This is a genomic window from Ketobacter sp. MCCC 1A13808 (assembly GCF_009746715.1).
Taxonomy (GTDB): Bacteria; Pseudomonadota; Gammaproteobacteria; order Pseudomonadales; family Ketobacteraceae; genus Ketobacter.
Genome location: NZ_VRKW01000018.1, coordinates 15160 through 29032 on the forward strand (window position 1 = coordinate 15160; position 13873 = coordinate 29032).

The 13873-nt window shown below is 51.3% G+C and carries 10 protein-coding genes; 5 read left to right on the forward strand and 5 right to left on the reverse strand.

All coding sequences use genetic code 11. The features are described 5' to 3' along the window. Positions 1 to 12: 12 nt before the first annotated feature. From guaB to FT643_RS20585, 4 genes are all read right to left on the reverse strand, one after another. Positions 13 to 1482 (reverse strand): IMP dehydrogenase, encoded by a 1470-nt coding sequence (gene guaB, locus FT643_RS20570; RefSeq protein WP_156873303.1) that lies wholly within the window; start codon positions 1480 to 1482, stop codon positions 13 to 15. A gap of 228 nt (positions 1483 to 1710) precedes the next feature. After that, positions 1711 to 3915 (reverse strand): AsmA family protein, encoded by a 2205-nt coding sequence (locus FT643_RS20575; protein WP_156873304.1) that lies wholly within the window; start codon positions 3913 to 3915, stop codon positions 1711 to 1713. Positions 3916 to 4043: 128 nt separating this feature from the next. Next, entirely contained in the window at positions 4044 to 5294 is a 1251-nt protein-coding gene (locus tag FT643_RS20580) for a hypothetical protein (protein ID WP_156873305.1), read from the reverse strand. 133 nt (positions 5295 to 5427) lie between these two features. After that, a complete protein-coding gene (locus FT643_RS20585; RefSeq protein ID WP_156873306.1) occupies positions 5428 to 6348 on the reverse strand; it encodes a LysR family transcriptional regulator in 921 nt (306 codons plus the stop codon). Between the two features lie 88 nt (positions 6349 to 6436). Here FT643_RS20585 and FT643_RS20590 point away from each other — a divergent pair, with 88 nt between their 5' ends. The 4 genes from FT643_RS20590 (at position 6437) to FT643_RS20605 (ending at position 10389) form a co-directional block, all read left to right on the forward strand. Then, positions 6437 to 7651, forward strand: coding sequence for an acyl-CoA dehydrogenase family protein (locus tag FT643_RS20590; RefSeq protein WP_156873307.1), 1215 nt, complete (start codon positions 6437 to 6439; stop codon positions 7649 to 7651). A 181-nt stretch (positions 7652 to 7832) separates the two neighbouring features. Beyond that, positions 7833 to 8906: a phosphotransferase family protein gene (locus FT643_RS20595; protein WP_156873308.1), complete on the forward strand. Its 1074-nt coding sequence runs from the start codon at positions 7833 to 7835 to the stop codon at positions 8904 to 8906. Then, complete coding sequence (locus tag FT643_RS20600) at positions 8907 to 9602, forward strand: histidine phosphatase family protein (RefSeq protein ID WP_156873309.1); 696 nt, start codon at positions 8907 to 8909, stop codon at positions 9600 to 9602. A 16-nt stretch (positions 9603 to 9618) separates the two neighbouring features. After that, positions 9619 to 10389 carry an SDR family oxidoreductase gene (locus tag FT643_RS20605; RefSeq protein WP_156873310.1) on the forward strand — a complete coding sequence of 257 codons (771 nt, stop codon included), beginning with the start codon at positions 9619 to 9621 and terminating at the stop codon, positions 10387 to 10389. A gap of 476 nt (positions 10390 to 10865) precedes the next feature. On the opposite strand, the gene FT643_RS20610 is transcribed toward FT643_RS20605, so the two are convergent. Further along, positions 10866 to 12212 (reverse strand): alpha/beta hydrolase, encoded by a 1347-nt coding sequence (locus tag FT643_RS20610; RefSeq protein ID WP_156873311.1) that lies wholly within the window; start codon positions 12210 to 12212, stop codon positions 10866 to 10868. A 296-nt stretch (positions 12213 to 12508) separates the two neighbouring features. Between FT643_RS20610 and xseA the strand changes: the two genes are divergently transcribed. Continuing rightward, on the forward strand, positions 12509 to 13867 hold the full coding sequence (gene xseA, locus FT643_RS20615) for an exodeoxyribonuclease VII large subunit (RefSeq protein ID WP_156873312.1): 1359 nt from the start codon (positions 12509 to 12511) through the stop codon (positions 13865 to 13867). The last annotated feature ends 6 nt before the right edge of the window (positions 13868 to 13873 follow it).

Sequence of the window (13873 nt, forward strand, 5' to 3'; positions counted from 1 at the left end):
TTAATTGTGAACTTAGCCGACCCGGTAATTTGGCGCTTCTTTGGTAATCGTAACGTCGTGCACATGGCTTTCTTTCATGCCGGCTCCGGTTACCCGAACGAACTGGGGTTTGGTGCGCATTTCTTCAATCGTCGCACAGCCGGTGTAACCCATGCTGGACCGCACTCCGCCCATCAGTTGCAGAATTATATTTGAGATCGGGCCCTTGTAGGGCACCCGCCCTTCGATACCTTCTGGCACCAATTTTTCAACGCCCTGAGAGGCATCCTGGAAGTAGCGATCACTGGAGCCCTGGGTTTGCGCCATAGCACCGAGCGAACCCATACCGCGATACGCTTTGTAGTAGCGCCCTTGGTACAACTCGACTTCGCCAGGCGCTTCTTCGGTGCCGGCCAGCAACCCGCCCACCATGATGGAGTGAGCACCGGCCGCAATGGCCTTGGCAATGTCGCCGGAAAAGCGGATACCGCCATCGGCGATTACCGGCACTTCTTTTCCTTTCAACGCTGCGACCACATTGCCCACTGCAGTGATCTGGGGAACCCCGATACCGGAAACGATACGGGTAGTACAAATTGAACCAGGACCAATACCCACTTTCACCCCGTGAGCGCCTGCTTCAGCTAATGCTAGCGCTGCATCGCCAGTGGCAATATTGCCGCCAATCACCTGCACTTCAGGAAAATGCTTGGAGACCCAGCGTACCCGCTCCAGCACCCCCTTGGAATGCCCGTGGGCGGTATCCACGACCAGCACATCGACGCCAGCCTCAACCAATACCTGAATACGTTCTTCCGTGCCCTCTCCTGTTCCTACAGCGGCGCCGACACGTAATCGGCCCTGATCGTCTTTGCATGCCAGAGGGTAGGCTTCCGCTTTGCGGATATCAGTGTTGGTGACCATACCCTTTAGGCGGAACTCGTCATCCACCAAGAGTACTTTCTCGATACGGTATTTATGCAGAAGCGCCTTGATTTCGTCGCTGCTGGCCCCTTCTTTGGCGGTAACCAACTTGTCTTTCTGGGTCATAATCGCGGAGACCGGCTGGTCAAAGCGATCTTCAAAGCGCAAGTCGCGGCTGGTAACGATTCCCACCAGTTGCTCGCCCTTGACTACCGGCACCCCGGAAATGTTATTGATCTGCGTGATTTCGATCAGTTGGCCGACGGTTGCATCCGGCGAGACCGTAATAGGGTCGCGAACGACGCCGCTTTCGTATTTTTTGACAGTACGTACTTGCCGGGCCTGCTCCTGCGCGGTCATATTCTTGTGCAATATGCCGATCCCGCCTTCCTGCGCCATGGTAATAGCCAGGCGGGATTCAGTGACGGTATCCATTGCAGCCGATAAAAGGGGAATGTTTAATTGGATGTCTCGGGTCAGGCGGGTTTTTAACTCAACATCCCGAGGCAAAATTTCCGAATAGCCGGGGAGAAGAAGGACATCATCAAATGTGAGCGCTTCCTGGGCAATACGTAACATGCGGTGTCAACCTTGTAAGAAGGGAGGGGGGTGTAATTTAACCGGCGATTATAGCAAAGCTCCGGGCAGGTTGGAATAAAAGTAGCATTTTCACCGCCTTGGCCCTATCGACCCTACGTGCACAGATAGAGGCACACCTAAATAGCTTCATCTAGCCATTATTCCGAACTACTTCAGCAACTACTTAAGACACTGCTACCCTATTACGCCCGCTCCGGAGCGGACGTTTCACAGCTTTTTAAACAGCTTATCGAGCTTGTCCTGCAACTTCTTCTTGGCCCGGTCTTCCTCTTCCTTCGCCTTGGCTTTCAGTTCTGCTTTCAATTGGTCCTGCGACTCTGCGTCCACCCCGAGCTTATCACCCAGTTCTTTGGCGCTGTTGTCTTTGAAAGCCGATTTGGCCGCGCTACCCAGCACTTTTTTAATCGCTTTGGTATCCGGTCTGCACCAATCTGCAGGCGCCGAATCCAGGGTGCCTTTGCAGCTCACCGGCCACTTCGTTCCTTTCAGATATTTAACCTGATCCATCGCTGACAGGAACACCCCCAATTGATAATCAAAGCCCTGCTCAATCAGATCAAAATTGCCACTGGCATCAATTGCTCCGTTGTCGATCGCGAAATTAAACTGAGGCATGATAAGTTTGCCTTTTTCAATAGTTGCGTTCGCCAGAAACGCATTAATGTCGGTGTCCTGCTTCAGCTCCCTGGGTAAATATTTTTCATAATCCGGATAGAAACTTTTCAAGTCGCTGATTTGATCGCGTAATGCATCCACCACGATATTGTTCAGGTTGATTCCGTGTATGACGCCGTTATCCAACTGTAGCTTTAGCTTACCCACTGCATCCCGCAACAAAGCATCTACGTCGTTTCCCTTCGCCTTGGTGTCCAGCTTGAAAGAAGCACGACCGCTCAACAGATCCAGATCGGAAAGCTGTTTTGCCACAGAGGCAATCTCAATACCGTCTATATTCAAATCCGTATCCAGCACCGGTGTGGCATTTTTCGCGTCCACACTGACATTACCGGTAATCTTCCCGCCCAGGGTTTCTACCGATATCGGCGACACCTTGAGTACGCCGGACTTCGCATTCACTTTCACCAGCACATTCTGCATGGGAATGTTCTGAATCTGTAGCTGGGTGATGTTAAGTCGTCCATCCAGATTCAAAGACCGAATCAGTTCTACCGGAATCAGCTCTGCCTCACCCGCTGCAGGAGCACTGCTTTTCGCAGGCGCGGGCACAGCCGCCGCATCGCCTTCTTGTGCAGGCGGCAGATAGTGATCTAGATCGATTTGATCCAGCAACAGATCAAATCGAAGCGCCTGATGCTCAATATCGTCCAGTGCAACCAGTCCGGTCAGCTTGCTCTCATCCAGTGTTACCGTGAAGGGTTGAACCGTGATAGCGCGCGGTGAACCTTTTAACGTGGCATCCACTCCAACCTTGGATAAAGCCGTTGCCGACGCCATTTCAGGCAGTTCAATTCCAAGCTGAACAAGAAGCGGTCGCAAGTCAGAGGGTGCCATTTGCAAGCGTCCATTGATCGCCGGATCGTTTTGCAATTGGGATACCTGCAATTCGAGCCGGGCCGCGTAGTCGGCCACCTTTAGCTGAAGCACTGAAAGTTGAAGGCTGTCTGCTTTTAAATCCGCGACCGCCTCCGCTTGCAGTTGCAGCGGAAGAGGCTTATCTGCGATGCCGGCCACCGCCAGTGCCATTTCAATTGCGGACAGTTGATAGCGGGATTGGTCCAGATCCAGCGTAACCTGGGTTTTGCCATCTAATGTTACTGCCAGTCCATCACCTGCATCCGCGCTAGCTTTCAACGTCACAGCAAACGGCTGGTTTAACCGCACGTTCTCAAGCTGCAATAATTCGACCTCAATCACATAGCGACCGCCCGCCTGCAGGTCACTGTAACGTATGGTGGAATTACTCAGCTGAATTAACGGTATTTCCAGCTCAGCTAATACCGCATTGGTTTCGTCGCTTGATTTCTTCTCAGGTTCGTCCGCTGCTGGCACTTCGCTGGTAGCGCCGATCGGCTGCCAGTTTGGTACACCCTGCTCATCCACTTGAAGATCCGCGTTAAGGCCAGCCAGATTGAGTGAGTCGACTTTGAGTTGCTTGGAAAACAGCGGTATTAACTGGACGCCCACAGAGATCGACTGCAATTCGACAAAGGCGCCTTGATTTGAATCGGTTGATAATGAAACGGCTTCTGATTCGAAGCCCAGCACAGGAAAAAAGCTCCAGGACAAATCGCCTGAAAGGGTGAGATGGTAGCCACTGGCGTCGTACACCAGATCGCTTATTTGTGATTTGTAATCATTTGGGTCCACCACAAACAGCAGCACGCCAACCCCGATTAACACCAGGCTGACGACGACGGCCACAAGAATGCCGATGATTTTTGCAATTCTCATTTCGATTTCCTTTCCTGCATCCAAACGATGTTAAACCTCAACCAGGCTCTTCACCTGAAATTTAAGCATAACATCTGACCGGATAAAGGTGGAAAAATCGAATAAACCCGCCTATGCCGGGTTGTTGCTTATTGCACCAGAACTGAAACGACCAGTTTGTGCAACTCGGATGCACGGGTGAAATGTATTTGTGCTACATGCAAGCCCGCTTCCAGCTCTTGCCCCTGCAACGATGCCCGCCAGCTGCCGCTGCTATCAAAATCAACTCTCAACCAGTCTTCATCTTCTGCCATATACGCCACCTGAGTCTGCCAGTTATGATCTGTAATAGGCATACCATCGAGTAAAAGCTGTTGTTTCGGCTGTGACAAACCCTGCCCTTGATCAAAACTGAACACCACCGGTGGTGCAAGCCCTTCCACATAATCCAGGCGCGTCGTAAGACCCGCAAGTTCGCGAGCCACAATACCCAAACCCGGGGCAAACCAAATACCGCTTGTAAGCTTCAGCTTAAATGGGATCTGTACAGAAACAGAAATATCAACGGCAACGGCGGGAACGGGGCCGTATTGTACTGTTTCAATCAGTTCTTTTCTTAATACCTCAGAACGCCAGTTATACACCAAGCCCACACGCTGCCATTCCGGCTCAGTAGCAATGGTGCCGCGCTTTAAGTAGTCAATACTGCCGCTATCGCTGTATTGGTCATACACTTTTCTTAACGATACAAATTCAATGCGGGCTTCGGCGGTATCCATGGACGGTATGCTATCGGTGTTCGCATTGATACCACCATAATAAATAGTGCCGTCGCCCACGTAAAAATACTCATCACCGAACACCTGAATATCAAGGCTGTGGCGCAACGGCGAAATGGTTTTCCCGGCAAAGTCACGAGGCGCACCCAGTGTCACCACATCCGAATTATCGTAATGCCAGGCAACGTCGTCAGCGTAAGGAAAAAAGACATTGTCAGTAATTTGGGTGGGAGGTTCAGCAGGGGGCGGGGTTACTACGCCATCACCGGGCGTGTCCCCCGGCTCATCGCCATCGATAGATCCATCACCCGGAGTCTCGGTATCCGGATCCGGGGATTCGTTATCGGAGCCGTCGTTGTCGGAGGGTTCATTAGCGGGCGGTTCCTCGCCGGTGCCTCCACCAACAGGCCCCTCCCCATCCGGCGCGCCATCCACCGGTGCGTCTTCATCCACCGGGTCCTCTGCTGTCCGGTCTATGTCTTTGTCCTCACCGACTGTGGGAGCCTGAACATCTATAAAGCGTCCACCCCCTTCTTCTTGCGGCACCCCTTCCTCCAGGTCACCGCACGCTGTAAGCCACAAAGACAGCATTACCAGGAAAGCAATATTGGTCAGATTCATATCCATAGATCCCACTGCAATTGGCCTGTTCCTCAAGCCATAATTCTACTTATTGAACACTTATAGTTATATTTTTTGACATTTCTATCCTAACTATTTCGCCCCCCCTATTCATGCAATTTTTTGTACAAGCTTAGTGTCTTGTGACAGACATCTTGTGGTGTAACTTTACAATTTCCTTTCGCAGCCAAATATTAGCCGGATCGGCGTCAAAACTGGTGTGCCAATAAACGTAACTGGCCATGGGGCGTAGCTCCACCGGCATAGGCCAAATGGTTAGCTTGTGGCTACTTTGGGTCTGCCGGGCGTAATTCTCGGGAACGGTTAGTAACATGTCCGATTCAGCAATGGTTTTCCAAGCCACGAAGTAATTTTGACAGCGCATGCCAATGTTACGGTGGTAGCCCAACCGCCCCAGCTCAAAATCCTCCACCGCCGGACCACTGCGACGCGAGGAAACGATAATGTGTCTTAATTGCAAATACCGCTCGATGTCCAACCCCTGTTTCAGCATGGGGTGGTTATTTCGGGAAACCACAACAAACCGATCCTCCAGCAGCTCTTTATGACTGATACCCGGCCCCACCGGCAACAACACATCAAACGCCAGATCCAGCCGCCCGGACGAAAGTTCAGCCTCCATTTCCCGTCGGGGCACCCGCACGCTGGTGACTTGCATCATAGGGGCGGTCTTTTCCAGGCGCACCACCAGCTCCGGCAGCAACACCGACTCCACCACATCGCGCATGGCGAGCACCACGGATTTTGTGTTGGTGGCAGGGTCGAACGGCTGGGGAGTGGTGAGCGTGGTTTGCAATTGGGCCAGCGCATCCCGCACCGGCTGAATAATGGATCGGGTTAGGGGCGTAGGCACCATCCGGTTACCCGTACGTACAAATAATTGATCGCTATAGACTTCCCGCAACCGCGCCAGCGCATGGCTAACCGCTGGCTGCGTCAAATTCAACTGATCCCCGGCTCGGGAAATCGATCCTTCCCGATAGATCGCATCCAGCACCCTGAACAGATTCAAGTCGACCTTGCCAATATGCATGATATTTATACCTTTGAATTCCTACTATTCATTGGCCTTATTATGGACAGTCTTATAGCCTTAGGGCAAATCAACCAAGGAGCACGCAATGGACTTCTCTCATTCCCCCCAAGCACAGGAATTAATGGCCCGCGTACAGGCCTTTATGGATGAACATATCATCCCTAACGAACGCCGTTACCTGGAGCAGATAGACGAAGCGAACGGGGACTGGACCCAGTGGCAGGTTTCGCCATTGATGGAAGAATGGAAGGAAAAAGCCAAACAGGCCGGATTGTGGAACCTGTTTCTGCCGGATGCAGAATACGGCGCGGGCCTGACCAACCGCGATTATGCGCCGCTGGCAGAAATTATGGGTTACTGCCCATTCGCTTCTGAGGCATTCAATTGCAGCGCACCCGATACCGGAAACATGGAAGTGCTCTATAAATACGGCTCTGAGGCGCAGAAAAAACAGTGGCTGGAACCGCTACTGGAAGGCACCATCCGCTCTGTGTTTTTTATGACCGAACCCGATGTAGCCTCATCTGACGCCACCAATATGGAAGCCACCTGCACCGTGGAAGGCGACGAAGTCGTCATAAACGGGCGCAAATGGTGGAGTTCCGGCGTGGGACACCCGGACTGTAAAGTCGGCATTTTCATGGGCGTTACCGACCCCGACGCGCCCCGTCACAGCCAGCATTCAATGGTGCTGGTGCCACTGGATACACCCGGTGTAAAAATCGAGCGCATGTTGCCGGTATTCAATCGTTATGACGCACCGGAAGGCCACGGCGAAGTGTCATTCACGAACGTGCGTGTACCGAAAGAAAATATTATTGCCGGCCCCGGCCGCGGCTTTGAAATTGCCCAGGGACGTCTTGGCCCAGGACGCATTCACCACTGCATGCGCTTGATCGGTGCCGCTGAGCGAGGCCTGAAACATCTGGTTGAACGCTCCCTTGAGCGGGTTGCATTTAAACAACAGTTAGCGCTATTAGGAGGCAATCGCGACATTATTGCCAACTCCCGCCTGGAGATTGATATGGCACGCCTATTGACACTGAAAGCGGCTTATCTGATGGACACCGTTGGCGTCTCCGGCGCCATGACCGAAATCTCGGCCATTAAAGTGGTGGCGCCGAACGTTGCAACCAAAGTCATTGATGCGGCAATTCAGATCCATGGCGGTGGTGGTGTTTCCAATGACTTTCCACTGTCCAGCCTATATGGCTATGCCCGGGTATTGCGCTTGGCAGATGGCCCTGACGAAGTCCACCGTGGCCAGATCGCCCGTATCGAGCTAAAAAAATACAAGTGAGCAGAACAAGTGGCTACCAAGTTACGGTCACAGGCTAACAAAATGGTAGCCCCGTTTGACACATCGGCTAGCCTCGTGTCGTGGCAGGTGTACAATTTGTCGCGGCAGATCAAAGGCGCTTATCCAGTTTATAAAATAATGCCAAGTACGATGTTAATCACAAGTTTCTGAGGGAGTTAATATGACCGAATCTGTTTTAGACCAAGCAGGAAAAGTCCGGGAAGGAGAAGAGTTGGACCCGGCGATCATTACTCAATATGTAAAAAACATTGTTCCCGATGTGCAAGGAACCGCTGTCATCACTCAATTTCCGGGTGGCGCATCCAACCTGACCTATTCGGTCAAATTCGACAACAAGGATTATATTCTGCGCCGTCCCCCTTTTGGCACCAAGGCCAAATCTGCCCATGATATGGGGCGCGAATATAAAGTCATGAGCAAACTGAAACCGGTTTATCCTTTCGTTCCGGAAATGGTGTCATTTTGTGACGACGAATCCGTCTTGGGGTGTGAATTTTATCTGATGGAGCGACTGGTCGGCGTAATCCCCCGCGACGTGATGCCGGATGGCCTGACATTGTCGGAGGCGCAGGCTCATCAACTCTGTGTGAATGTCATTGACCGTTTTGCAGAGCTGCATAATGTGGACTATGAAGCCGCAGGCTTAACCGATTTGGGCAAAGGTGAAGGTTATGTGGTACGCCAGATCGAAGGCTGGAGCAAGCGCTTTGGTGCCGCCAAAACCGACGATGTGCCGGATTTTGAAACGATCATGGCCTGGCTGCACGACAATATGCCTGCTCAAATAAAAGTTTGTATCATTCACAATGATTACCGTATGGACAACGTTGTTTTAAATGCGGAGGATCCAACCGAGGTGATCGGTGTTCTGGATTGGGAAATGGCAACGTTGGGCGATCCGCTGATGGATCTGGGCAACTCCCTGGCCTATTGGGTGGAAGCCGGCGACCCGGCTGAACATCAGGTGCTGCGCCGTCAACCCACTCACCTTCCGGGCATGATGACCCGAGATCAGGTTGTCGCTCATTACTGTGCGAAGACCGGACTCAATGCAGAGGATTTTCTTTTCTATCGAGTCTACGGCATTTTCCGGCTTGCGGTGATTCTGCAGCAAATTTACTTCCGTTTTTACAACGGCCAAACCAAAGATAAGCGGTTTGCTTCATTCGGAAAAATGGTAAACGTATTGGAAAGTCAGTGTCATGATTTGCTATCAAAAGCCGGCGTTAATTAGATGGCAGCCATTTATCTGATTCGTCATGGGCAAGCGTCCTTTCATAGCGACAATTACGACAAACTCAGCCCTACCGGCATTCAGCAATCAAAACAATTAGGCACCGCGCTACACCAGCGCGGCATCCGCTTTGATGCCGTGTATGCCGGTTCAATGGTGCGCCACGCCCAGACAGCACAACACTGCATGAGTAACATGGGCTTTAATTTAACCCCGGCCATTATCGAGGGGTTTAACGAATACAACCACGAAGAAGTGCTGGAAAAGCATCGTCCGGAATTTGCGGAACGGGATGCATTGAATCGTTTTCTGGCAGCCCAGAACAATCCCCGCAAAGCCTTTCAAATTGAATTTGAAAGCGCTTTACATCGCTGGCGCGGCGGCGAGTTCGATCACGAATACTCCGAAAACTGGGCGCAATTTATCACGCGCTGCAACGCTGCCATGGACCAGGTTCGTAGCACCTGTGGGGAAGCGAAGTCGATCGCGGTATTCTCTTCCGGCGGCCCTATCTCTGTCGCCACCGGTCAGTGCCTGGGTTTAGCGGACAGCCATATCGCAGAATTGAGCTGGTCCCTGATGAATTGCTCCATTACCTGCTTACTGTTTAATTCGGAAAAAATAACCCTGCGATATTTTAATGACTTTGCCCATTTCGAAGTCAACGCAGACAAATCCATGCTTACATATCGATAATTAAGAGGTTCACACCATGGATATGAAAAACCCCTTTGATCTTTCTGGACGCGTTGCATTAGTAACCGGTGCTTCCCGCGGTATAGGCGAAGGCATTGCCAGATTACTGGCAGCGCAAGGTGCTCACGTTATTATTTCCAGCCGCAAAGTGGATGACTGTCAAAAAGTGGCCGACAGCATTATCGCTGATGGCGGTAAAGCCAGTGCGTTCCCGTGTCACGTTGGTGATCTGGAGCAAATCCAGGCCATTTTTTCACACATCCGGGAAACCCACGGCAAACTCAATATTTTGGTGAACAACGCAGCGGCCAACCCCTATTTCGGTAACATCCTGGATACCGACCTGGGTGCCTACAACAAAACGGTCGACGTCAATATCCGCGGCTATTTCTTTATGTCCATCGAGGCGGGCAAACTGATGCGTGACAACGGCGGAGGCTCGATTATTAATGTTGCTTCCGTGAACGGCATCATTCCAGGAGCAATGCAGGGCATTTACTCTATTACCAAAGCGTCTGTGATTGCCATGACCAAGGCCTTTGCTAAAGAGTGCGGGTCGTCCGGCATCCGTGTAAATAGCTTGCTACCCGGTGCGACCGATACCAAGTTTGCCTCCGCATTGGTGAAGAACGATGTCATTCTAAATCAGATCCTTCCGCACCTATCGCTAAAACGGGTTGCGCAGCCCGATGAGATGTCCGGCGCAGTGCTCTATCTGGCATCCGACGCATCCAGCTACACCACCGGCACCAGCCTGGTGGTAGATGGTGGCTTTCTAATCGGTTAAAACCGGTTTTCGCCCGGTTTTACTCATACGCTCAAAACCAACCCCCGCGGCATCTCACCGATTCCGCTTTGGTTTTGGGTGTTTTATGCCCAACCTAATCCCTGCCTGCTCTATCACTCCCGCTGCTGATGCCATTAGGTTATAGATATAAACCCTGTTACAAAGACCATTAGCTGTTATTTGACTACTCAGTCTGATCGTCGCAAGATGAACGCTCAACGTTGCAACACCCAGACGAGAAGCATCAGGAGTTTAAACCATGAAAATTGTATTAAACAAAGAAGTGCTATTCAGTATTACCAGCAAAGAAGAAGAAGCGATGATGGAAGCGCTGCATGATTATCTGGATTATATGTTTTTCGCCAACTAATGGTTGCGGCGATTCGGTTACCGAAGTTCAAATAGCGTCTTAAACAGAATTAAAAAGGCTTCCCACAACGGGAAGCCTTTTCTTTTTACAGTAATAAAAACCCCTATTACAACGTATCCAGCCAATCCGCGATGGCAGGGAATCCCACGGTGGGAGCATTGTTGCCATTCACCACATCGAGATGTCCGGTGCCAGGCACCTCTATCCAGCCATCTTTGGCATTATGCGTTTTACCGTTATAGATTACGTTTACCATGGTGCTGGTATCCACTAAACCGGAAGCCTCAGAAAACAGTGAAAATGCCGGCACCGTAAAGTTCGCCATATTATCCTGGAAATAGAAATAACCATCACCAGGTGCCTGATCCGGCGGATTTACCAAATCTTTATTTTCATATCCGTTCTGCCAGAACTCTCGGAAAACACCGTTGGTGCCCCAATCCGCATATTGCGCAATACCACCCAGATAAAAACTGGAGAATGCAATGCGAGCGTGGTAATCCTCAACATAGCCGTTCATATTATCCGTACGCCAGAAGTCCAGCGCGCCGAACAAATCAGCCCAGTGAGGAAAGAAAGCCGGGAAATTATCCGCCAACGACGTGACGCCTTTAAACAGGATATCAATAGCACCGGAGGTCACTACCGGATGCAACAACTTGGTCGCATAGGGCAGAATCGTATCCAGATCAATCAGCCATTCGAGCGCCAGGGTATCCCAGATAAGCGGGTTATCAATGACCCACTCATACGCAAGCACCGGGGTACCAGCCGGATCAATACCCAGGAAACCGGCAACATTGTTATTGCGCTGGGCTGCCAGAGCCGCATTGGCTGATGCGTGCGGAAGATAGTCGCCCTCTTTTACCACATCCGCATCCATAGTGAATCCCTGCAGATAAAGATAGGCACACAAGCCGCCGGTGCTATGCCCACCGATTACGGGTTTCTTGCCGGTAACACCACGCACCTTGTCCACGGCTGCCGGATAATCCAAAGCACACCACACATCCAGATTGGTATTGTTATGGCCATGATCGCTGGCAAAATCGCCCCGCCCTACGCCTCGGTAGTTTGCCATCCAAACATCATAACCGCGCAGATACAGATAATGCGCCAGACTAAAGTACTTCAGGTTGTCGTCCTGAACGGTAGGATCGTTCTTCGCCCACGCCGGTGCATTATTGGGTAATGCATAGTGGTAGCTATTCAGCCAAGCTGGTGTGTGCACATCAAACTGATTGAAGTTAAGCGTGATACCGGGGAACAGCAGAACCGGCGTACCTTTACGGAAACTGTCCTGCGGCGACGGCCGGTAACGTTTCATTTTTATATCGAGTCCGTCCTCAGTTTTAGCGACATAGAGCCCTTCGACTCCCGCCCCGCCGCATGCAGACAACAGCATTACACAACTTAGCAACAGTCCGCTAAGCATCGTTCGCGATAAAGACATAAACTTTTCCACCCTTCATGATTTTTGTTATGGGTCTTATTGTTGGCAAACAGCTATCGAGCGCTGCGCGTCCAGGAGGAAGCGAAAGCAGGCGCGACAACGTCATGCCCAGAGTAGCAAAAGCGAATATTCGAAGTTGGTGATTGCAGGACAACTTGAGTTTGGCCATGACCCTATTAAGCCGGTTTATGCAATTTCCTTAGGTGATTGTGCAACGCGGCACCCCAACCCGGGCTGATAGCAGTGTTAATACAGGTGTTGTAGAAGCGCTTCTCACATTCCAGTATGATGCCCCCATGAATAAAGACATACCTGATGACATTGGCCATCGCCACGTTTACTCGGTATCGGACCTCAACCAGACCGTAAAACGTTTACTGGAAACTGAGTACCGCGCAGTGTGGGTTGAAGCGGAAATCTCAAACCTGGTTCAGCCCCGTTCCGGCCATATTTATTTATCGCTGAAAGACGATGGCGCGCAACTACGCGCTGCCATGTTTCGCGGCAACAATGTGCGGCTGCCATTTAAGCCCAAAGACGGAATGCAAGTGCTGGTCAGGGGGCGCTTAAGTCTTTACGCACCGCGGGGCGACTATCAGATGATCATCGATCATATGGAAGAAGCCGGCTTAGGTGCACTGCAACGAACCTTTGAACAGCTTAAAAGCAAACTGCAACAGGAAGGCTTGTTTAATGATGATCGCAAACAGGCCATCGCCCTGCACCCTACCCGTATTGGTGTGGTCACTTCCGCCACCGGGGCGGCCATCCACGATATTCTTTCTGTACTAAAGCGCCGTTCGCCCATCACAGAAGTGATTCTCTATCCTACACTGGTTCAGGGTGATCAGGCCGCCGCCGCCATTTGCCAAGCAATTGAAACGGCGAACCGGCGTAATGAGTGTGACGTGCTGATTGTGGGGCGCGGCGGTGGCTCTTTGGAAGATTTGTGGTGTTTCAATGACGAATCCGTCGCCAGGGCCATTGCCGCAAGTGAATTGCCGGTGGTCTCGGCCGTCGGGCATCAAGTCGACTTTACCATCGCTGATTTTGTTGCGGATGTACGGGCTCCGACGCCTTCTGCAGCTGCTGAGCTCCTTAGTACGGACTGCAGCAAATTAATGGAAAGTCTGAATGCCTATGAATTGCGTCTGAAAGAGAAGATCAAGCGTCACCTTCAATTTAAACAACAGAGCCTGGACTGGGCCAGCCGACAATTGAAGCACCCGGGTAAACGCCTACAGGAACATGCCCAGCGCCTGGATCAATTAGATTTGCGCCTACGCCATACAATCAGTCAACGACTGCGTTTACAGCAAAGTGAGTTTGAGCGGGTGCGCGCGCAACTACTGGCACAGACTCCGACGCACCAGATCAAATCCTTGCGCAAGGACGTACTGAGCTTATCCCAAGCTTTAGTTAAGGGTATGCAGCAACAGCTAAAACAAAGCCAGAACCAGTCAGCCAATCTTGCTCAACGGCTGAATTCGGTGAGCCCGCTCAATACATTGGGCCGGGGCTACTCGATTACCAAATCAACCGAAGGAAAAGTAATTAGCGATGCTAGAAGGGTAAGTCCGGGGGATAAGATTATCAGCCAGCTACAACATGGCGCACTAATTTGCCAAGTTGAAAAGACTGAGCTTACCGATTGATTCAAC